Annotated in this window: 10 protein-coding genes, 1 tRNA gene and 2 rRNA genes (1 of these 13 running past the window's edge); 2 read left to right on the plus strand and 11 right to left on the minus strand. The window is 67.6% G+C overall.

Annotation, left to right across the window (positions count from 1 at the left end; translation table 11 throughout):
- Positions 1 to 76: 76 nt before the first annotated feature.
- From BN1555_RS07855 to BN1555_RS07885, 7 genes are all read right to left on the minus strand, one after another.
- Complete coding sequence (locus BN1555_RS07855) at positions 77 to 595, minus strand: CinA family protein (RefSeq protein ID WP_255305931.1); 519 nt, start codon at positions 593 to 595, stop codon at positions 77 to 79.
- A gap of 86 nt (positions 596 to 681) precedes the next feature.
- Positions 682 to 1,335, minus strand: a complete 654-nt coding sequence (pgsA, locus tag BN1555_RS07860; RefSeq protein WP_093798703.1) for a CDP-diacylglycerol--glycerol-3-phosphate 3-phosphatidyltransferase — start codon at positions 1,333 to 1,335, stop codon at positions 682 to 684.
- Positions 1,332 to 2,825, minus strand: coding sequence for a 30S ribosomal protein S12 methylthiotransferase RimO (gene rimO / locus BN1555_RS07865; RefSeq protein WP_093798704.1), 1,494 nt, complete (start codon positions 2,823 to 2,825; stop codon positions 1,332 to 1,334). The genes pgsA and rimO overlap by 4 nt, the downstream gene beginning before the upstream one ends.
- A 112-nt stretch (positions 2,826 to 2,937) precedes the next feature.
- A complete protein-coding gene (locus BN1555_RS07870) occupies positions 2,938 to 3,771 on the minus strand; it encodes a helix-turn-helix domain-containing protein (RefSeq protein WP_093798705.1) in 834 nt (277 codons plus the stop codon).
- 94 nt (positions 3,772 to 3,865) lie between these two features.
- Positions 3,866 to 6,760 (minus strand): DNA translocase FtsK, encoded by a 2,895-nt coding sequence (locus tag BN1555_RS07875; RefSeq protein ID WP_093803271.1) that lies wholly within the window; start codon positions 6,758 to 6,760, stop codon positions 3,866 to 3,868.
- A gap of 119 nt (positions 6,761 to 6,879) precedes the next feature.
- Positions 6,880 to 7,566 (minus strand): response regulator, encoded by a 687-nt coding sequence (locus BN1555_RS07880; RefSeq protein WP_093798706.1) that lies wholly within the window; start codon positions 7,564 to 7,566, stop codon positions 6,880 to 6,882.
- 244 nt (positions 7,567 to 7,810) lie between these two features.
- Positions 7,811 to 13,321 (minus strand): HAMP domain-containing protein, encoded by a 5,511-nt coding sequence (locus BN1555_RS07885; protein WP_176709992.1) that lies wholly within the window; start codon positions 13,319 to 13,321, stop codon positions 7,811 to 7,813.
- 265 nt (positions 13,322 to 13,586) lie between these two features.
- Between BN1555_RS07885 and BN1555_RS07890 the strand changes: the two genes are divergently transcribed.
- Positions 13,587 to 16,253, plus strand: a complete 2,667-nt coding sequence (locus tag BN1555_RS07890; protein ID WP_093798708.1) for a SpoIIE family protein phosphatase — start codon at positions 13,587 to 13,589, stop codon at positions 16,251 to 16,253.
- A gap of 57 nt (positions 16,254 to 16,310) precedes the next feature.
- Here the strand turns inward: BN1555_RS07890 and BN1555_RS07895 are convergent.
- Positions 16,311 to 16,383 (minus strand) — tRNA-Thr (locus BN1555_RS07895).
- A gap of 324 nt (positions 16,384 to 16,707) precedes the next feature.
- Here BN1555_RS07895 and BN1555_RS07900 point away from each other — a divergent pair.
- On the plus strand, positions 16,708 to 17,976 hold the full coding sequence (locus tag BN1555_RS07900; RefSeq protein ID WP_093803272.1) for an IS701 family transposase: 1,269 nt from the start codon (positions 16,708 to 16,710) through the stop codon (positions 17,974 to 17,976).
- Positions 17,977 to 17,998: 22 nt separating this feature from the next.
- On the opposite strand, the gene BN1555_RS07905 is transcribed toward BN1555_RS07900, so the two are convergent.
- From BN1555_RS07905 to BN1555_RS07915, 3 genes are all read right to left on the minus strand, one after another.
- On the minus strand, positions 17,999 to 18,667 hold the full coding sequence (locus tag BN1555_RS07905) for a DegT/DnrJ/EryC1/StrS family aminotransferase (protein ID WP_369689028.1): 669 nt from the start codon (positions 18,665 to 18,667) through the stop codon (positions 17,999 to 18,001).
- A 113-nt stretch (positions 18,668 to 18,780) separates the two neighbouring features.
- Positions 18,781 to 18,897 (minus strand): 5S ribosomal RNA (gene rrf / locus BN1555_RS07910).
- A gap of 75 nt (positions 18,898 to 18,972) precedes the next feature.
- Positions 18,973 to 22,058 (minus strand): 23S ribosomal RNA (locus tag BN1555_RS07915); it runs 39 nt beyond the window's last position.

Genomic DNA, 22,058 nt, shown 5'->3' on the forward strand with positions numbered 1-22,058 from the left:
CCTTCACGCCCCACCGTACCGCCTTGCGCTGCGGCCGTGCGGGGAGCGATGTCGTGTTCACTCAGGGCTGCAAACATCAATTCCCCCCGTTCTGTTCCGTATCCTGTGCCCGCGCATTTTCCTTCAGTTCGCCGGAGAGCATGATCAACGCGCTCCGTACGCTCTCCCTACGAATTACCGCCCGGTCCCCGTTCAACCTCAACGGGGCGACTTTCCCGCTGCCGTCCGGCCCCGCGACCGCCACGAAAACCGTCCCGACGGGCTTCCCGTCCTGTGTCTCGGGCCCCGCGACACCCGTGGTCGCGATTCCCCAGCCGGCCCCGAGCACCTGCCGCACCCCGGCCGCCATCTGCCGCGCGACCTCAGGATCCACGGCCCCGCGCTGCTCCAGAAGGGCCGCGTCGACCCCGAGGACGTCCCGCTTCAGTTCCGTGGAGTACGCCGTGACGGACCCGCGGAAGACCCGCGAAGCGCCGGGTACGGACGTCAGCTCGGCCGCCACCAGACCACCGGTGAGCGATTCGGCGACGGCAAGCGTCTCACCCCGCCCGGCCAGCATCTCCAGCACCTCGGCCGCAGCAGCCCCAGTGCTCACAGCGCTCGCACCGACCCCACTGACTCCATCAGCCGCAGCAGTACCCGTCGCACCACCAGCCGCACTCCCGGCAGAGCAGCCGCCTGTCACCGGGACGCCCCCGCCGCGATACCGGCCCGCCGCAGCACCACGGCCTGGCGCACATAGTCGAGTCCGGTCACCACCGTCAGCACGACCGCCGCCGCCATCACCCAGAACCGCAGCGTCGCGAGCGGCCCGGTCAGCGCCAGCACGTACATCCCGACCGCCACACCCTGCATGAGCGTCTTCATCTTGCCGCCGCGGCTGGCCGGAATGACCCCGTGCCTGATCACCCAGAAGCGCAGCACCGTGATGCCCAGCTCCCGGAAGAGAATGACGCCCGTCACCCACCACGGCAGGTCCCCGAGCGCCGACAGGCAGATCAGCGCCGCGCCCATGATCGCCTTGTCGGCGATCGGGTCGGCGATCTTCCCGAAGTCGGTGACCAGGTTGTACGTACGGGCCAGATGCCCGTCGAAGATGTCCGTGATCATCGCGACGGCGAAGGCCGCCCACGCCCACGCGCGCCAGGCCGGGTCGTACCCGCCGTCCTGGAGCATCAGCATCACGAAGCCGGGCACGAGCACCAGCCGCATCATGGTCAGGACATTGGCGATGTTCCACAGGCTGGCCTGGTTGACGGCCGCAGCGCCCAGCTTGCCGCCGGGCGCCGGCTTCGCGCCGGTTCCGCCCGCGGCGGATGCCGGGACTCCGGTCATCTGCCTGCCTCCTCGTCGGGGGTCTGGGGGTCGCCTCCCAGAAGGTCGTAGGGTTCCGCCACCAGGTCCACGCCTTCGGTGGCGACCACCTTCGCCACGACCATACGGCCGACCGCGAGCCCCTGACCCGTCGTGAAGAGCACCTGGCCGTCCGTCTCGGGCGCCTGGTGCGCCGCCCGGCCCACCGCGCCGTCCTCGCCCTCGACCGACTCGACCAGCACCTCGACCGTCTCGCCGAGCCGCTCCTCGGCCCGCTGGGCGGTCAGCTCGTCGGCGAGGCGCGAGATGTGCTCGAGGCGTTCGGCGATGACGTCGGCGTCCAGCTTGTTCTCGTACGTGACCGCCTCGGTGCCCTCCTCGTCGGAGTACCCGAAGACGCCGATCGCGTCCAGTCGCGCACCCGTGAGGAAGCGCTCCAGCTCGCCGAGGTCCGCCTCGCTCTCGCCGGGGAACCCGACGATGAAGTTGGACCGGACACCGGCCTGCGGCGCCTTGCCGCGGATCGTCTCCAGCAGCTCCAGGAAGCGGTCGGTGTCACCGAAGCGCCGCATCGAGCGCAGCACACCGGCCGCCGAGTGCTGGAAGGACAGGTCGAAGTACGGCGCGATCTTCGGCGTGGAGGTCAGTACGTCGATCAGGCCGGGCCGCATCTCCGCGGGCTGCAGGTAGCTGACCCGCACCCGCTCGATGCCGTCGACCTCCGCCAGCTCCGGCAGCAGGGTCTCCAGGAGCCGGATGTCTCCGAGGTCCTTGCCGTACGACGTGTTGTTCTCGGAGACCAGCATGATCTCCTTGACGCCCTGCTCGGCCAGCCAGCGCGTCTCTCCCAGTACGTCCGAGGGGCGGCGCGAGATGAACGATCCGCGGAACGACGGAATGGCGCAGAAGGAACACCTGCGGTCGCACCCGGACGCGAGCTTCACGGACGCGACAGGGCTCTTCCCGAGACGCTGCCGCAGCGGTGCACGTGGCCCCGATGCCGGCGCGAGGCCGTCGGGCAGGTCCTCGGGCGGCGTGTCCTGCGCGTGCCCGGGCAGTGCCACGTCGGAGGCGTCCTGGCGCTCGGTGGGGCTGATGGGCAGCAGCTTGCGCCGGTCGCGCGGGGTGTGGGACGCGTGGATGCCACCGTTGAGGATGGTCTGGAGGCGGTCGGAGATGTCGGCGTAGTCGTCGAACCCGAGTACGCCGTCGGCCTCGGGCAGTGCCTCCGCCAGCTCCTTGCCGTACCGCTCGGCCATGCAGCCCACGGCGACGACGGCCTGGGTCCTGCCGTGGTCCTTCAGGTCGTTGGCTTCCAGCAGGGCGTCGACGGAGTCCTTCTTGGCGGCTTCGACGAATCCACAGGTGTTGACGACGGCGACGTCCGCGTCCGAGGCGTCCTCGACGAGGTGCCAGCCGTCCGCTGCCAAGCGGCCTGCCAGCTCCTCCGAGTCCACCTCATTACGGGCGCAGCCGAGAGTGACAAGGGCGACGGTGCGGCGTTCGGGCATGGGCTCAAGACTACTTTGTCCCGGCGCGCGCCCCCGCCCGAGGGTTCGCGGGGGCCGGTGCCCGGAATTCCGGGCCCCGGCCGTCCTGCCCCTGCCTCTGCCCGGCCTCCGGTCAGCCGACGCCGACCCCCGGGTCACCCCTCGTGTACGTCAGCCGCTGGACCTGCCCCGCCTCGAACTTGTTCCCGACCTCCTTGCCGTTCACGAACAACTGCATCGCCCCGGCGTCACCGAGCACGAGGTCGATCTTCTCCTTGTCCGTGAAGGTCTTGGACTCGCCCTGGAGCAGGAGACCGTCGAAGAGCAGCCTGCCGTTGTGGTCCTTCGCCGAGATCCAGCTCTTGCCCTCCTTGGCGGTGAGGGCGACCGTCACCTGGTCGGACGGAACCGCCGCGATGGCGCTGTCCGACGGGTCGGGCTTGGGGTCGGCGGGCTTGGCCGGGGTGGGCTTGCCGGCCGGTTTCGTCGTGGCGGGCATGGAGCCTTCGGCGACGTCCACCGAGCCTCCGCTCCCGTCGGCACCGTTGAAGAGCGTGAAACCGACGAAGCCGACGACGGCGACGATGGCGGCGACCATCGCCGCGGTCCAGTTGGGGCGGCGCGACTCGGGACGGATCCGTTCCGCCTCGAAGAGCGGTGCTGCGGGCGTGGGCTCGGGACGGCCGCCGTGCGCGGCGTCGTACTGCGCGACCAGGGCGTCAGGATCGAGACCGACGGCGCGAGCGAGCATACGGATGTGTCCGCGTGCGTACACGTCGCCGCCGCAGCGGCTGAAGTCTTCCTGCTCGATCGCGTGCACGATGGGGACGCGCACCCGGGTCGAGCCACTGACCTCGTCGACCGTCAGGCCTGCGGCCACACGGGCCTGCTGGAGTGCGCGTCCGATCAAGGGCCGGTCGTCTTCGATCGAAGGCCGGTCGTCTTCGGGAGATCTGCCGATGGACACGGGGGCGCCTTTCGAGCGTGAGCCACCTGCTGGCTGTTCAGTCTAGGGGGGTACGAAAGCCTGGGGCAACTGGGAGGGCGGACTGTGTACGCCATCAGAACCGCCTGACAACCCGATGGTGACACCATTTGTCTCTCCCTCCCATCAACTGGACGTATGAACAACAGAAACGGTTGCTCACCGCCCCCTTACGGGTGAGCGTCCCTCGGATCACCGCGAGCACCCCGTCCAGTTCATCCGGTTTCACCAGTACGTCGCGCGCCTTGGAACCTTCGCTCGGCCCGACGATGTTCCGGGACTCCATCAGGTCCATGAGCCTGCCCGCCTTCGCGAAACCGACACGCAGCTTCCGCTGGAGCATCGAGGTCGAGCCGAACTGCGTGGACACCACCAGCTCGGCCGCCTGGCACAGAAGGTCCAGGTCGTCGCCGATGTCCTCGTCGATGTCCTTCTTCTTCGCCGTCCCGACCACGACGTCGTCCCTGAAGACCGGCGCCATCTGGTCCTTGCAGTGCTGGACGATCGCCGCGACCTCGTCCTCCGTCACGAAAGCGCCCTGCATACGGGTCGGTTTGTTGGCACCCATCGGCAGGAAGAGGCCGTCGCCCTTGCCGATCAGCTTCTCGGCGCCCGGCTGGTCGAGGATGACCCGGCTGTCCGCGAGCGAGGACGTCGCGAAGGCCAGCCGCGAAGGCACGTTCGCCTTGATCAGGCCGGTGACGACGTCCACGGAGGGACGCTGGGTGGCGAGTACCAGATGGATACCCGCGGCGCGGGCCAACTGGGTGATGCGGACGATGGAGTCCTCGACGTCACGCGGCGCGACCATCATCAGGTCCGCGAGCTCGTCGACGATCACGAGCAGGTACGGGTACGGCGACAGTTCCCGCTCGCTGCCCTCCGGCGGCTTCGCCTTCCCGCTGCGCACCGCCTGGTTGAAGTCGTCGATGTGCCGGTAGCCGTACGCCGCCAGGTCGTCGTAGCGCAGGTCCATTTCCCGTACGACCCACTGGAGCGCCTCGGCGGCCCGCTTGGGGTTGGTGATGATCGGGGTGATCAGGTGCGGGATGCCCTCGTACGCCGTGAGCTCGACCCGCTTCGGGTCGACCAGCACCATCCGTACGTCCTCGGGGGTAGCCCGCACCATGACCGAGGTGATCAGGCAGTTGATGCAGGACGACTTTCCGGACCCGGTGGCGCCCGCGACCAGGACGTGCGGCATCTTCGCGAGGTTGGCCATCTCGTAGCCGCCCTCGACGTTCTTGCCGAGCGCGACGAGCATCGGGTGGTCGTCCTCGGCGGCGTCCGCGAGCCGCAGCACGTCGCCCAGCTTGACCATCTCGCGGTCGCTGTTCGGGATCTCGATGCCGACGGCGGACTTGCCGGGGATCGGGCTGATGATGCGTACGTCCGGACTGGCGACCGCGTACGCGATGTTCTTGGCGAGCGCCGTGATCCGCTCGACCTTCACGGCCGGGCCCAGCTCCACCTCGTACCGCGTGACCGTCGGTCCCCGGGTGAAGCCGGTGACGGCCGCGTCGACCTTGAACTCCGTGAAGACGTTCGTCAGTGAGGCGACGACAGCGTCGTTGGCAGCGCTGCGCGTCTTGCCGGGGCCGCCGCGCTCCAGCAGGTCCAGCGAGGGCAGGGAGTAGGTGATGTCCCCGGCGAGCCGGAGCTGCTCGGCGCGGGGCGGCAGCGGCTGGGGCTCCGCGGGGGGTGCCTTGGTCAGATCCGCCACCTTCCCCCCGGACACGGAACCGGACGCCGAACCGGACGCGGGCTCCGGCCCGGAAGCCGTCGCGCGCTCCGCCCTCCCGGCGCCCGCGCGCGCGGGCGGAACGGCGGCGGGGCGCTCTGTGGAGACGCCCTGCGTCAGGTCCGCCACGAGGGCCGAGGGCGGCAGTCCGTTCAGTACGGCGCCGTCCAGCGCGGCAGCGGCGGCCGCGGCCACGTCCACGGCGTCCATGGAACGCGCGGACGCGGGCTGCGCGGCGGGTGCGGCAGAGGACCGGCGGGACCGGCGGCGCGTGAGTGCCTCCTCCTCGGCGAGGTCCGCGTCGTAGACCGCGGGCGCTTCACCCCGGCGCGCGGCCGGGCGGCGCGCGCCGGCGGGGAGCGCCTGGCGCCACTGCTCCTCGTACCGCTCTTCGTCCTCGAACTCCTCCGGAGGCATCGGGAGGATCCCCAGCATGATGCCGAGCTGCCGCAGCCGCTGCGGGATGGCGTTGACCGGCGTAGCGGTGACGACCAGCAGCCCGAAGACGGTGAGCAGCAGCAGAAGAGGTACGGCGAGGACGCTGCCCATGGTGAAGACCAGCGGTGCGGAAGCGGCCCAGCCGATCAGACCGCCGGCGTCCCTCAGCGCCTCGATGCCGTCGTCACGTGCGGGCGATCCGCAGGCGACGTGGACCTGCCCGAGAACGCCGATGACGAGGGCGGAGAGCCCGATCACAATCCGGCCGTTGGCCTCGGGCTTCTCCGGATGCAGGATCAGCCGTACGGCGACGGTGCCCAGCAGTATCGGCACCAGCAGGTCGAGCCGCCCGAAGGCGCCGGTCACCAGCATCTCGACGAGGTCGCCGACCGGGCCGCGCAGCTGTGCCCAGGTGCCGGCGGCGACGATCAGCGCGAGTGCGAGCAGGAGCAGCGCCACGCCGTCCTTGCGGTGCGCCGGGTCGAGCCCCTTCGCACCACGCCCTATTCCGCGGAACATCGCGCCCACACCGTGCGCCGTCCCCAGCCAGAGGGCACGGACGAGCCGGTACACGCCCGCGGTGGGGGACGGCGCCGGCTTGGGAACGGGCCTGGCCGCCGCCTTCTTCGCGGACACCTTCTTCGCGGGCACCTTTTTGACGGGTGGGGACTTCTTCGCGGCGGTCTTCCTGACGGGCGCCGCTTTCTTCGCGACGCCGGGGGTACGGCCGGCGCGCGGCTTCGCGGTGCCCGCCGTGCCTTGGGAGCCCTTGCCGGACGTACGTGAGGCCATGGTGGTGAGGTTACCGGTGCGGGCCGCGACGGACACGTGTGCCCACCGCTTCACCCGTTCGTGTCGTGGAGCGGAGGGCCGGAAACTGACGGCGCCTCATGCGGCTCCACCGGGCCCGGTCAGTTCTGCGAAGGGAAGGGCGGCGTAGCGCCGTTGGTGCCCGGTTCGAGCGCGTCGAGGGCCCGGCGCAGGCCGGTGAGCTTGCGCTCCAGGTGAGCCGCCGTCGCGACGGCCGCGGCGTCCGCGGACTCGTCGTCGAGCTGCTTGGAGAGCGCCTCGGCCTGCTCCTCGACCGCCGCGAGGCGCGCCGAGAGTTCGGCGAGGAGGCCGGCGGGCTCCCTCGTGTCGCCCACACCGCCCGCCTGGCCGCCGCCCTCCAGCTGGAGGCGCAGCAGCGCGGCCTGCTCACGCAGTTGGCAGTTCTTCATGTACAGCTCGACGAAGACCGAGACCTTGGCGCGCAGCACCCATGGGTCGAACGGCTTCGAGATGTAGTCCACGGCGCCCGCCGCGTAACCCCGGAAGGTGTGGTGCGGGCCGTGGTTGATGGCGGTGAGGAAGATGATCGGGATGTCCCGGGTCCGTTCTCGCCGCTTGATGTGCGCGGCGGTCTCGAAACCGTCCATGCCCGGCATCTGGACGTCCAGCAGAATGACCGCGAAGTCGTCCGTCAACAGCGCTTTGAGCGCTTCCTCCCCTGACGATGCCCGTACCAGTGTCTGATCCAGCGCAGAGAGAATGGCCTCCAGCGCCAACAGATTCTCCGGCCGGTCATCGACCAGGAGGATCTTGGCCTTCTGTACCATGGCCCGCCCTCCTCGCCCCGGCAGTGCACCGGGCGCCGCCCCGGGGGACGACTCTCTTGCGTCGCCCGTCCTTGTGCCGGTCATCGTAGCCGCACCCCACCTGTCGACACACCCTGTCACCGCGATGTCACTGTGTACGTAGCAGAAACGCGGTGGGAGACCAGAAGGTTCCCCGTATACCGCCGACTCACACGCCTTCGGCCACAGTCAGTCAACAAGCCACCGGGTTTCGTACAGCTTACGATCACTCCCCACGCATCCACTGCTCCATCACCGAGAGCAGATGATCGGGATCGACCGGCTTCGTCACATAGTCGGAAGCGCCGGACTCGATGGCCTTCTCCCGGTCGCCCTTCATCGCCTTCGCCGTCAGCGCGATGATCGGCAGTCCGGCGAACTGCGGCATCCTGCGGATCGCCGTCGTCGTCGCGTAGCCGTCCATCTCCGGCATCATGATGTCCATCAGCACGAGCGTCACGTCGTCGTGCTGCTCCATGACTTCGATGCCCTCCCGGCCGTTCTCCGCGTACAGCACGGAGAGCCCGTGCTGCTCCAGCACGCTCGTGAGCGCGAAGACGTTGCGGATGTCGTCGTCGACGATCAGCACCTTCTCGTTGTCGAACATGATGCCGCGCCGCGGCTCGGGCACCGCCGCCTCCTGGCCGCTCTCGGGCCGCGGCTCCTGGGGGGCCGCCGGAGCCTGCGGTACGGCCGCGGGCTGGCCGGACTGCCCCGGCAGCGCGGACCGCTGCTCAGCGGCGCCCATCGCCTTGCGACGGCGCCGGAACAGCCCGGCGGGACCGGTCTGCGGGTCGGAAGGCAGCCGGGCGAGACCCGTGTCGGCCGGCAGCCCGGCATCGGGCACCACGGCGGCGCCACCGCGCAGCGGCTCCATGCCGCCGGGCGTGAACTGCGGGTACCCCTGCGGCGGCAGTTCGCTCGGGTGCAGCGGCAGGTAGAGCGTGAACGTCGAGCCGCGGCCCGGCTCGCTCGCCGCGTGGATCTCGCCGCCCAGCAGCCTGGCGATCTCCCGGCTGATGGACAGGCCGAGACCCGTTCCTCCGTACTTCCTGCTGGTGGTCCCGTCGGCCTGCTTGAACGCCTCGAAGATCACCCGCATCTTGCCGGCCGCGATCCCGATGCCGGTGTCGGTGACCGAGAAGGCGATGAGATCGGCGTCCGCGTCGCGCAGCGAACCGGCCTCCAGCAACTGCTCGCGGATGGCGTCCGGTACGTCGGCGTTGGCCGGCCGGATGACGAGCTCGACGGCCCCCGTGTCGGTGAACTTCACCGCGTTGGACAGGAGGTTGCGCAGCACCTGCAGCAGCCGCTGCTCGTCCGTGTGCAGCGTCGCGGGCAGCTCCGGGGACACCCGTACCGAGAAGTCGAGTCCCTTCTCCGCGGTGAGCGGCCTGAAGGTCGCCTCCACGTAGTCGACCAGCTGGACCAGCGCGATCCGGGTCGGGCTGACGTCCATCTTGCCCGCCTCGACCTTCGACAGGTCGAGGATGTCGTTGATCAGCTGGAGCAGGTCGGAGCCGGCGCCGTGGATCGTCTCGGCGAACTCCACCTGCTTCGGGGAGAGATTGCCCTCCGCGTTGTCCGCGAGCAGCTTCGCCAGGATGAGCAGGGAGTTGAGCGGCGTACGCAGCTCGTGCGACATGTTCGCCAGGAACTCGGACTTGTAGCGCATCGAGACCGCGAGCTGCTCGGCGCGCTCCTCCAGGACCTGCCTGGCCTCTTCGATCTCGGTGTTCTTCACCTCGATGTCGCGGTTCTGCCGGGCCAGCAGCTCGGCCTTCTCCTCCAGTTCGGCGTTGGACTCCTGAAGGGCCTTCTGCCGGTTCTCCAACTCCGCGGAGCGCTCCCGCAGTTGCTCGGTCAGCTCCTGCGACTGCTCCAGCAGCACCTCGGTCTTCGTGTTGACGCTGATGGTGTTGACACTCGTCGCGATCATCTCGGCGATCTGGTTGAGGAAGTCCTTCTGGATCTGGGTGAAGGGCTGGAAGGACGCCAGCTCGATCACGCCGAGGACCTTCCCCTCGAAGAGCACCGGCAGCACGATCACATGGGCGGGCGGTGCCTCGCCGAGACCGGAAGAGATCTTGAGATAACCCGGCGGCACATTGTCCACCAGGATGGTGCGCTTCTCCTCCGCCGCCGTGCCGATGAGCGTCTCACCGGGCCTGAAGGACGTCGGCATGGAGCCCGCCGAGTAGCCGTAGCTGCCGCGCATGCGCAGCTCGTACGGGCTGTCCTCGTCCGCCCCCACCTCGGCCGTGCCGCGCGTCGACAGGGCCAGGAAGAACGCGCCGTGCTGCGCCGAGACCACCGGCGTGAGCTCACTCATGATCAGCGAGGCCACGTCGTCGAGATCACGGCGGCCCTGCATCAGTCCCGAGATGCGGGCCAGGTTGCCCTTGAGCCAGTCCTGTTCCTTGTTGGCGAGGGTGGTGTCGCGCAGGTTGGCGATCATCGTGTTGATGTTGTCCTGGAGGACCTGGATCTCGCCGCGCGCATCGACATCGATCTTGAGGTTGAGGTCACCGCGGGTCACCGCGGTGGCCACCGCCGCGATGGCGCGTACCTGCCGGGTCAGGTTCCCCGCCATCTCGTTCACGGACTCGGTCAGGTCGCGCCAGGTGCCGTCCACGTCGCGTACGCGCGCCTGGCCGCCCAGCTGGCCGTCCGTACCCACCTCTCGGGCGACCCGTGTCACCTGGTCGGCGAACGACGACAGCTGGTCCACCATCGTGTTGATCGTGGTCTTGAGCTCCAGGATCTCGCCGCGCGCGTCGATGTCGATCTTCTTGGTCAGGTCGCCCTTGGCGATGGCGGTGGTGACCATGGCGATCTGGCGGACCTGTCCGGTCAGGTTCGACGCCATCGAGTTCACGGACTCGGTGAGGTCCTTCCACGTACCGGAGACGCCCGGAACGCGCGCCTGGCCGCCCAGCTCCCCTTCCGTGCCCACCTCTCGGGCCACGCGCGTGACCTCGTCGGCGAACGACGACAGCGTCGTCACCATGGTGTTGACGGTGTCGGCGAGCTGCGCGACCTCGCCGCGCGCCTCGACCGTCACCTTCTTCGTCAGATCGCCGTTGGCGACCGCCGCCGAGACCTGCGAGATGTTCCGCACCTGCGAAGTCAGGTTGTTGGCCATCAGGTTGACGTTGTCGCTGAGGTCCTTCCAGATGCCGGTGACCCCGCGCACCCTGGCCTGACCGCCGAGAATGCCCTCGGTACCCACCTCACGGGCGACCCGCGTCACCTCGTCGGCGAACGACGACAGCTGGTCGACCATCGTGTTGACGGTCGTCACCAGTTCCAGGATCTCGCCCTTGGCGTCCACGGTGATCTTCTTCGACAGGTCGCCCTTGGCGACCGCCGTCGTCACCTCGGCGATGTTGCGCACCTGCGAAGTCAGGTTGTTCGCCATGAAGTTGACGGACTGGGTGAGGTCCTTCCACGTACCGCTGACACCCTGGACCTCCGCCTGGCCGCCCAGGATGCCCTCGGTGCCCACCTCGCGGGCCACCCGGGTCACCTGCTCGGCGAAGTTCGACAGCTGGTCCACCATCGTGTTGAGGGTGTTCTTCAGCTCCAGGATCTCGCCGCGCGCGTCCACGTCGATCTTCTGCGACAGATCGCCGCGGGCCACCGCGGTCGCGACCTGCGCGATGTTGCGGACCTGGGCGGTGAGGTTCCCGGCCATGCCGTTCACGGAGTCCGTCAGGTCGCGCCATACGCCGGCGACACCCGGCACCTGCGCCTGACCGCCCAGCCGGCCGTCCGTACCCACCTCGCGGGCCACCCGGGTCACCTGCTCGGCGAACGACGACAACTGGTCGACCATCGTGTTGATGGTGTTCTTCAGCTCCAGGATCTCGCCGCGCGCGTCCACGTCGATCTTCTGCGACAGATCGCCGCGGGCCACCGCGGTCGTGACCTGCGCGATCTGCCGTACCTGCGACGTCAGGTTGCCCGCCATGAAGTTGACGGAGTCGGTGAGTTCCTTCCACGTACCGCTGACGCCGTCCACCCGCGCCTGGCCGCCGAGGCGGCCCTCCGTACCCACGTCACGCGCCATCCGCGTCACCTGGTCGGCGAAGGAGGACAGCTGGTCGACCATCGTGTTGACGGTGTTCTTCAGTTCCAGCATCTCGCCGGACACGTCGACCGTGACCTTCTGCGACAGATCACCGTTGGCCACCGCCGTGGTCACCTGCGCGATGTTGCGCACCTGCCCGGTCAGGTTCCGGAAGGCCGTGTTGACGGAGTCCGTCAGGTCCTTCCACGTGCCCGCGGCACCCGGCACCTGCGCCTGACCGCCCAGCAGACCTTCGACGCCGACCTCACGCGCCACCCGCGTCACTTCGGAACCGAAGGACTGGAGCTGGTCCACCATGGTGTTGACGGTGTTCTTCAGTTCCAGCATCTCGCCGGCGACGTCGACCGTGACCTTCTGCGTCATGTCACCGTTGGCCACCGCCGTCGTGACCTGCGCGATGTCCCGCACCTGCGTCGTGAGATTCCGGAAGACCGTGTTGACGGAGTCCGTCAGGTCCTTCCACGTGCCCGCGGCACCCGGCACCTGCGCCTGACCGCCCAGCAGGCCCTCGCCACCGACCTCGCTCGCCACCCGCGTGACCTCGTCCGCGAACGTACGCAGCGTCTCGGTCATCTGATTGATCGTCTCGGCGAGCTGGGCGACCTCGCCCCGCGCGCTCACCGTCACCTTCCGCGACAGATCACCGTTGGCGACCGCCGTGGTCACCTCGGCGATCCCCCGCACCTGCGCGGTCAGGTTCCCCGCCATCAGGTTGACGGAGTCCGTCAGGTCCTTCCACACACCCGCGACACCGGGCACCTGGGCCTGACCGCCCAGCTCGCCCTCCGTACCCACCTCACGCGCGACGCGGGTCACCTCGGAGGAGAACGACGACAGCTGGTCGACCATCGTGTTGACGGTGTTCTTCAGCTGAAGCATCTCACCGGCCACATGAACGGTCACTTTGCGTGACAGATCACCCTTGGCAACCGCCGTCGTAACGAGAGCAATGTCACGCACCTGGGCCGTGAGCCGGTACGCCATGGTGTTGACCGAATCCGTGAGGTCCTTCCACGAACCGGACATACCGCGCACCTGCGCCTGACCGCCCAGCTTGCCCTCGGTGCCCACCTCGAGGGCGACCCGCGTCACCTCGTCCGTGAACGCCGACAGCTGGTCGACCAGGTTGTTGACCGTACGTCCGACCTTCAGGAACTCACCGCGCAGCGGATGCCCCGCACCCTCCGCGCCGTCGCCCCCCTGCGTCCGCAGCTCCATCCGCTGGTCGAGGTCGCCGTCCGCCACCGCGGACAGCACCCGCCCGACCTCGGAGACAGGCCGTGCGAGATCGTCCACCAGGGCGTTCGACGCGTCGATCGCGGTCGCCCAGGAGCCCTCACAGGCGCCCGTCTCCAGCCTCTCGGCCAGTTTCCCCTCACGTCCGACCATGCGCCGCACCCGGGCGATCTCACCGGTCAGATGCAGGTTCCGGTCGGCCACCTCATTGAAGACAGCGGCGATCTCGGCCATCACCCCGTCGCCCGACACCGTCAGGCGTTTACGGAAATTGCCGTCCCGCATCGTCACAAGGGCCTGCAGCAGCCTGTTCAGGGCCGCCGTATCCACTTCGGTTGTCCCATTGTTCCGGGACCGTCCGCCTTTTGCGCGCGTGCTGGTGCTCCGCGCGGCTGCGCCAGACTCCACCGTGTCCCTCCCGCAGGGGTCGACCGTACTCACCGGGCTGTGCCCGAAACACTCCCAGTGTTTCACCCTGGCCGAACCAGGCCATAACAGTTCGGCAGCTTCGCACACCCCTCCCCGCGCTCTCGGGGCGGAAACACTGGTAACCGGCATCCGCACGGGCAGCGAAGGTAAGTAACCTGGTTTCCGGCTGACCAGCCGCCCCGGTCCGCCCGGCGGGGGCGGTGACGCGAGATCCACCACCGGGCACCGGAGGGGCGGGCCGATCATGGCAGAGCCGGGCGTCGATACGCGTACGAGGAGTTCTGTGATCACCGCGCGGGCGGCTGCCAGCTTCGACCCCGTGGGACGGTCCGTCGCGACCGCCCGCGCTTTTGTCAGGGACACACTCCAGGGGTGGGGCTATGCCGACATCGTGGACGACGCCGTCGTCCTCACCAGCGAGCTCGTCACGAACGCGGTGGTGCACGCCGGCACCACCGCCGACGTGCTCTGCCTGCGTACGGACGACGGCGTCCGCGTCGAAGTCGGCGACCGCTACCCCGAGCGCGAGGTCCCGCTCCAGGGCATGGCCCAGTCCTTCGGCAGCCCCGACCGCGAAGGCGGCCGCGGCCTGCTGCTGTGCGCCGCCCTCGCCGCCCGCTGGGGCGTCGATTACGCCCCCACCCACAAACACGTCTGGTTCCAGCTCGACCTCCCCCAGCGCCCGGTGGGCATCCGCTCCGCCGGCCCCGTCCTCCCCGTCGAGCTCCTCCCGGTCGCCGACGGCCGCATCCGCGTAGCCGTCGTCCAGATCGACCGCTCCGGGGCGATCAGCGCCTGGAACGAAGACGCCGAAGAGCTCTTCGGGTACGCCGCCGACCAGGTCACCGGCAAGCAGCTCACCGACTTCGCCGCCTGGCCGCACAGCCCCGGCATGGCCACCGGCATCGCGGACGCCCTCCAGCTCTCCCGCTGGGAAGGCAGCTACGGCGTCCGCTGCGCCGACGGCCGCACCCTCGCCGTGTACGCCTCCCACCTCCGCGTACGGGACACGTCCGGCGAGCCCTCCACCGTCTGCCTCCTGGTACGCGACTTCGAACGCGCGGTGATCCAGTCCCCCCAGCGCACCCCCTCCGACAGCGTCGGCGGGCCCCTCTCCGAAGGCCGCACGGCGGACCCCTTCGAGGTCTTCATCGGCTCCCCCGCCCCCGACGACCTCGACGGACTCCTCCAGCGCACCGTCGAGCGCTCCCGGGACATGCTGGACGCCGACTCCGCCTTCCTGCTCCTCGCCACCGACGACGAGACCGAGCTGGAGGTACGGGCCACCACCGGCCTGCCCTCCGCCCGCCAGCGCTTCGCCCGCGTCCCCGTGGAGGCCGGCACCGGCCGCTACGGCTCCGCCCGCATGCCCGCCGTCCACGAGGACCTCACGGCCGTCCCGGGGGCCGTCCCGCTCCTCAACGGCACCGGCATGCGCTCGGTCGTCACCGTCCCCCTCAAGGTCGAAGGCCGCCTCACCGGCTCACTCGGCGTCGCCGCCGAAGCCCCCGGCCGCTACTCGAACGAAGACGCCCTGCGCCTCCAGTTCGCCGCCGACCGCATCGCGCTCGCCGTCGAATCGGCCCGCCTCGGCGAGCTGGAACGCCTCCGCCGGGGATCCCTCTCCTTCCTCGTCGAGGCCTCCGACCTCCTCGCCGGTACGCTCGACCGTGACCAGACCCTCGCCCTGATGGCGCAGATGACGGTTCCCACCCTCGCCACCTGGTGCGCCGTCTACACCATCGCCGACCAGTCCTCGGAGCCGTACCTCTCGTTCGTACTCCACGAGGACGAGGAGCGCATCGACGGCCTCAAGGCCCTGCTCTCCAAGATCTCCCCTCCGGAGCCGGTCCCGACTCCCGGCGCCCGCATCTGGGGAGCCCCCGGCGAAGCCGCCCACCAGGCAGCACTCCGTACGTCGATGCGCAGCCTCGGCCTCGGCTCCACCCCGCACCTGGGCTCGGGCATCGGCACCACACTCGCCACGGCGGCAGCGGTCGGCGGCGAGACGGTCGTGCTCCCCCTGGTGGCCCGCAACCGCGTCATCGGCATGCTGACCCTCGGCAAGCCCACCGACGACCACTTCCGCCAGGAGATCCTCGAACTCGCGGAGGACCTCTCCCGCCGCGCCGCGCTCGCCCTCGACAACGCACGGCTGTACTCCGAGCGCGTGGCCATCAGCCAGTCCCTCCAGCGCAGCCTGCTCCCCCCGGAGCTCCCGGTCGTCCCGAACGTCGAGGTGGAGGTCATCTACCGCGCCGCAGGCGAGGGCAACGAAGTCGGCGGCGACTTCTACGACCTCTTCCCGATCCGCGACGGCGCGTACGGCTTCGCCATCGGCGACGTCTGCGGCACCGGCCCCGAGGCCGCCGCCGTCACCGGCCTCGCCCGCCACGCCCTGCGCCTCCTCGCCCGGGAAGGCTTCAGCGGCCCCGCCGTCCTGGAACGCCTCAACGCGGCGATCCTCGACGAGGGTGCCCGCAGCCGCTTCCTGACGCTCCTGTACGGCGAGCTGTGGCCTCAGGAGGACGGCAGCGCCATCCTCAAGGTCGTCTGCGCGGGCCATCCCCTCCCCCTGCGCCTGCGCCCGGACGGCACGGTCGAGCCGGCCGCCGAACCGCAGCCGCTGCTCGGCGTCATGGAGGACCTGGAACTGTACGAGCAGATGGTCACCCTCGACCCGGGCGACGTACTCCTGTGCGTCACCGACGGCATCACCGAGCGCCGCGAAGGCACCCGCATGCTCGGCGACGACGGCCTCGCCGACGTCCTGGCCACCTGCACGGGCCTGACGGCCGGCGCGGTCGCCTCCCGCATCCTGCGCGCCGTGGAGCGCTTCGCCGCGGAACCGGCCTCCGACGACATGGCCATCCTCGCCATGCGCGTCCCGATGCCGCACACTCCCCTGTAGCACGTACGGAAGTACGCGAAAGGCCCCCGCCGGTTGGCGGGGGCCTTTCGTGTGTTGAGCCCCAATACGGAATCGAACCGTAGACCTTCTCCTTACCATGGAGACGCTCTACCGACTGAGCTATTGGGGCCTGTGCTGCGCTGCGGCAACGAGATAAAGCATACCCGAATCCGAAGGTGCTCTGAACACTCCTCCCTCCGGGCCGGGCGGCGGACATGGCCGAGCCGGAAGACTGCCTCAACACGACCGGCCCGATGGCGGAGTTCTTCGCCCACCACCCCAAACAAAGGTCCTAGTACTCCAGTCTGACTTCGCGATCTTGTCGCGGCCCCGGCTGGGAACGGGTACGGCCACCGCGTGATCATCGGGGGTTGTGTGGACTCCTGAAGATCGTGCGGTGGCCGTGGGCCATAGCGTAGACCCTGCTCGCTGGCGGGCGATGTTCGACCAGGTCATGGCCCGGATCGCGGGCAGGTTCGGCCGAGTTGAACCCCGGGCCGCGGCCCGCGCCTACCTGCTCGGGCTGCTGTCGAGCGTCGAACGGAAGAACTGCTGGCAACTGGCCGAACAGGCCGGCCATGCCCGGCCCGGGCCGATGCAGCGCCTGCTGCGCTACGCCCGCTGGGACGCCGATGCGGTCCGCGACGACCTGCGTGCCTACGCCGCCGAACACCTCGGCGCCGACGGCGGCGTTCTCGTAGTCGACGAGACCGGCTTCCTGAAGAAGGGCCGCTCCTCGGCAGGAGTGCAGAGGCAGTACACCGGCACCGCGGGACGCATCGAAAACTCGCAGGTCGGCGTGTTCCTCGCCCTGGCCACCAGCCGGGGACGGGCCCTGATCGACCGACGGCTCTACCTGCCCGAGCACTCCTGGTCCGATAATCCCGAACGCCGCACCGCGGCCGGGATACCCGAGACGGTGCAGTTCGCCACCAAGCCCACTCTGGCCTTGGAGATGATCGCCGCCGCGCTGGACGCCGGGATCGCCGCCTCCTGGGTGACCGGCGACGAAGCGTACGGCCAGGACCCCCAGCTCCGCGCCGCCCTGGAAACACGCGGCACCGGCTATGTCCTGGCCGTCGCCTGCTCGATGCGGGTGAGAATCAACCACGGCCGCACTGCCGTCCGCGCGGACATCGTCACCGACCGCCTGCCTGCCACGGCCTGGCAGCGGCACAGCGCCGGCAACGGCGCGAAGGGGCCGCGGTACTACGACTGGGCCTGGATCCACATCGGCACCGGCAGCCACCGCCACCTGCTCATCCGACGCAACCGGTCCACCGGCGAACTCGCCTTCTACCTGTGCTGGTCACCCACCGAAGTGCCCCTGTCCGAACTGGTCCGCGTTGCCGGGGCCCGCTGGAGCGTCGAGGAGTGCTTCCAGGCCGCCAAGAGTCAGGTCGGACTCGACCACTACCAGGTGAGGCACTGGACCTCCTGGCACCGGCACATCACGCTCGCCATGCTTGCCCTGGCCTTCCTGACCGCCCTCGCCTCCGACGCGGTCCCCGAACGGCCCGCCCATGCACACCACTTCGCCCGCAGCCACGATCCGATCACGCTGACCGTCCCGGAGATCCGACACCTACTCGTCGCCGTCTTCCACCCACCAGCCGTGACCGCGGCCAGATTGCTGCACTGGTCCAACTGGCGCCGGCGCCACCAGGCAATAGCCCGACGCAGCCACTACCGACGACGAGCCGCCGGCGAACCCGCTGGATAGATCACGAAACCGCACTGGAGTACTAGAAGGCCGGTTGAAGGAGCCCGCCGAGCGCATTGCAGGCAGCGACGACGCGCTGAAGATCCCTGCGCGACAGCGGTCCGCCGACGGGCAGCGCGAGTGTCTCGTCGGCAGCACGTTCGGTCTCGGGCAGACAGACCTCCTGCCGGAAGGCGTGCAACCGGTGCACGGGTGTCTTCACGGGCACCCGGCACTCCACCCCCCTGCGCCGCACAGCGCGGGCGAAGGCATCACGGTCGGGCCGCCCGTTCCCGGGAACCCGGACGACGTACTCCTGATACGTGTGCCCCGCACACGCTCCCGGGGTCCGCACCCCGGTGAGCCGCCGGTCCAAATAAGCCGCCTGCACCTGTCGCTGAGCGAGCGCACTCTGATCAGGTCGGCCGACCTCCTCGTGGTGCTCCACCACGAGAAGCCCTCGCCGGCGCCCGAGCTCCTGCAACGGCCGCACGCCGGCCTGATATCCGAATCGCGGTACGGCGACAAGGGCGGCCGTACGCGACGTCAGGGCAGCCTCGGCAGCATCCGGATCCAGGCAGTACGTCGCCTCGTCGATGTCAGCGAACACGGGCAGGGCACCAACAGCCAGCACGGCCTCGGCCACCTCGACGTTCCCGTACGCCGACACGATGACCTCGTCGCCGGCACCGACACCCGCGGACTTCAGCATTCCGATCGTCCCCATGTCTGAGGATGCTCGTCGTACAACGTGAACACCAAGTAACAAGGCATAAAAAAACGCTGGTCTCCGAACCGAAGTTCGGAGACCAGCGTTGAATATTTGTTCGGCGGTGTCCTACTCTCCCACAGGGTCCCCCCTGCAGTACCATCGGCGCTGAAAGGCTTAGCTTCCGGGTTCGGAATGTAACCGGGCGTTTCCCTAACGCTATGACCACCGAAACACTGTGAAGTTGAACCAACCGGACATGGGCACGGTTCGTTACTTCAGAACAAACACAGTGGACGCGAGCAACTGAGGACAAGCCCTCGGCCTATTAGTACCAGTCAGCTCCACCCGTTGCCGGGCTTCCACATCTGGCCTATCAACCCAGTCGTCTACTGGGAGCCTTAACCCCTCGAAGGGGGTGGGAACACTCATCTCGAAGCAGGCTTCCCGCTTAGATGCTTTCAGCGGTTATCCTTTCCGAACGTAGCCAACCAGCCATGCCCTTGGCAGGACAACTGGCACACCAGAGGTTCGTCCGTCCCGGTCCTCTCGTACTAGGGACAGCCCTTCTCAATATTCCTACGCGCGCAGAGGATAGGGACCGAACTGTCTCACGACGTTCTAAACCCAGCTCGCGTACCGCTTTAATGGGCGAACAGCCCAACCCTTGGGACCGACTCCAGCCCCAGGATGCGACGAGCCGACATCGAGGTGCCAAACCATCCCGTCGATATGGACTCTTGGGGAAGATCAGCCTGTTATCCCCGGGGTACCTTTTATCCGTTGAGCGACAGCGCTTCCACAAGCCACTGCCGGATCACTAGTCCCGACTTTCGTCCCTGCTCGACCCGTCGGTCTCACAGTCAAGCTCCCTTGTGCACTTACACTCAACACCTGATTGCCAACCAGGCTGAGGGAACCTTTGGGCGCCTCCGTTACTCTTTAGGAGGCAACCGCCCCAGTTAAACTACCCATCAGACACTGTCCCTGATCCGGATCACGGACCGAGGTTAGACATCCAGCACGACCAGAGTGGTATTTCAAGATTGACTCCACACACACTGGCGTGCATGCTTCAAAGTCTCCCACCTATCCTACACAAGCCGAACCGAACACCAATATCAAACTGTAGTAAAGGTCCCGGGGTCTTTCCGTCCTTCTGCGCGAAACGAGCATCTTTACTCGTAGTGCAATTTCACCGGGCCTATGGTTGAGACAGTCGAGAAGTCGTTACGCCATTCGTGCAGGTCGGAACTTACCCGACAAGGAATTTCGCTACCTTAGGATGGTTATAGTTACCACCGCCGTTTACTGGCGCTTAAGTTCTCAGCTTCGCAACCCCGAAAGGTCACTAACCGGTCCCCTTAACGTTCCAGCACCGGGCAGGCGTCAGTCCGTATACATCGCCTTACGGCTTCGCACGGACCTGTGTTTTTAGTAAACAGTCGCTTCTCGCTGGTCTCTGCGGCCACCCCCAGCTCGGAGTGCAAGACTCGTCACCGGTGATGGCCCCCCTTCTCCCGAAGTTACGGGGGCATTTTGCCGAGTTCCTTAACCATAGTTCACCCGAACGCCTCGGTATTCTCTACCTGACCACCTGAGTCGGTTTAGGGTACGGGCCGCCATGAAACTCGCTAGAGGCTTTTCTCGACAGCATAGGATCATCCACTTCACCACAATCGGCTCGGCATCAGGTCTCAGCCTTGATGAGGGACGGATTTGCCTACCCCTCGGCCTACACCCTTACCCCGGGACAACCACCGCCCGGGCTGGACTACCTTCCTGCGTCACCCCATCGCTTACCTACTACCACCTTGGGCCGGCGGCTCCACCACTTCCCTTTGCCCGAAGGCTCCGGGACGGCTTCACGGCCTTAGCATCAGAGGATTCGATACTGGGCGTTTCAAAGCGGGTACCGGAATATCAACCGGTTGTCCATCGACTACGCCTGTCGGCCTCGCCTTAGGTCCCGACTTACCCTGGGCAGATCAGCTTGACCCAGGAACCCTTAGTCAATCGGCGCACACGTTTCTCACGTGTGTATCGCTACTCATGCCTGCATTCTCACTCGTGTACCGTCCACCACTGCCTTCCGGCGCGGCTTCACCCGGCACACGACGCTCCCCTACCCATCCACACTCCCGTTGGGGATATATGTGTGAATGACACGACTTCGGCGGTACGCTTGAGCCCCGCTACATTGTCGGCGCGGAATCACTTGACCAGTGAGCTATTACGCACTCTTTCAAGGGTGGCTGCTTCTAAGCCAACCTCCTGGTTGTCTCTGCGACTCCACATCCTTTCCCACTTAGCGTACGCTTAGGGGCCTTAGTCGATGCTCTGGGCTGTTTCCCTCTCGACCATGGAGCTTATCCCCCACAGTCTCACTGCCGTGCTCTCACTTACCGGCATTCGGAGTTTGGCTAAGGTCAGTAACCCGGTAGGGCCCATCGCCTATCCAGTGCTCTACCTCCGGCAAGAAACACACGACGCTGCACCTAAATGCATTTCGGGGAGAACCAGCTATCACGGAGTTTGATTGGCCTTTCACCCCTAACCACAGGTCATCCCCCAGGTTTTCAACCCTGGTGGGTTCGGTCCTCCACGAAGTCTTACCTCCGCTTCAACCTGCCCATGGCTAGATCACTCCGCTTCGGGTCTAGAGCGTGCAACTCAACCGCCCTGTTCGGACTCGCTTTCGCTACGGCTTCCCCACACGGGTTAACCTCGCTACACACCGCTAACTCGCAGGCTCATTCTTCAAAAGGCACGCAGTCACGACCGCATGTGCAAGCACATACAGCGACGCTCCCACGGCTTGTAGGCACACGGTTTCAGGTACTATTTCACTCCGCTCCCGCGGTACTTTTCACCATTCCCTCACGGTACTATCCGCTATCGGTCACCAGGGAATATTTAGGCTTAACGGGTGGTCCCGCCAGATTCACACGGGATTTCTCGGGCCCCGTGCTACTTGGGTGTTGCACAAGCAAGCCGTTGATGTTTCAGCTACGGGGGTCTTACCCTCTACGCCGGACCTTTCGCATGTCCTTCGCCTACACCAACGGTTTCTGACTCGCCCAACAGCCGGCAGACTGTCGAAGTGCAATCCCACAACCCCGCATGCGCAACCCCTGCCGGGTATCACACGCATACGGTTTGGCCTCATCCGGTTTCGCTCGCCACTACTCCCGGAATCACGGTTGTTTTCTCTTCCTGCGGGTACTGAGATGTTTCACTTCCCCGCGTTCCCTCCACGCACCCTATGTGTTCAGGTACGGGTGACAGCCCATGACGACTGCCGGGTTTCCCCATTCGGAAACCCCCGGATCAAAGCCTGGTTGACGGCTCCCCGGGGACTATCGTGGCCTCCCACGTCCTTCATCGGTTCCTG

This window comes from Streptomyces sp. Wb2n-11, assembly GCF_001049855.1.
Classification (GTDB): Bacteria; Actinomycetota; Actinomycetes; order Streptomycetales; family Streptomycetaceae; genus Streptomyces; species Streptomyces altiplanensis.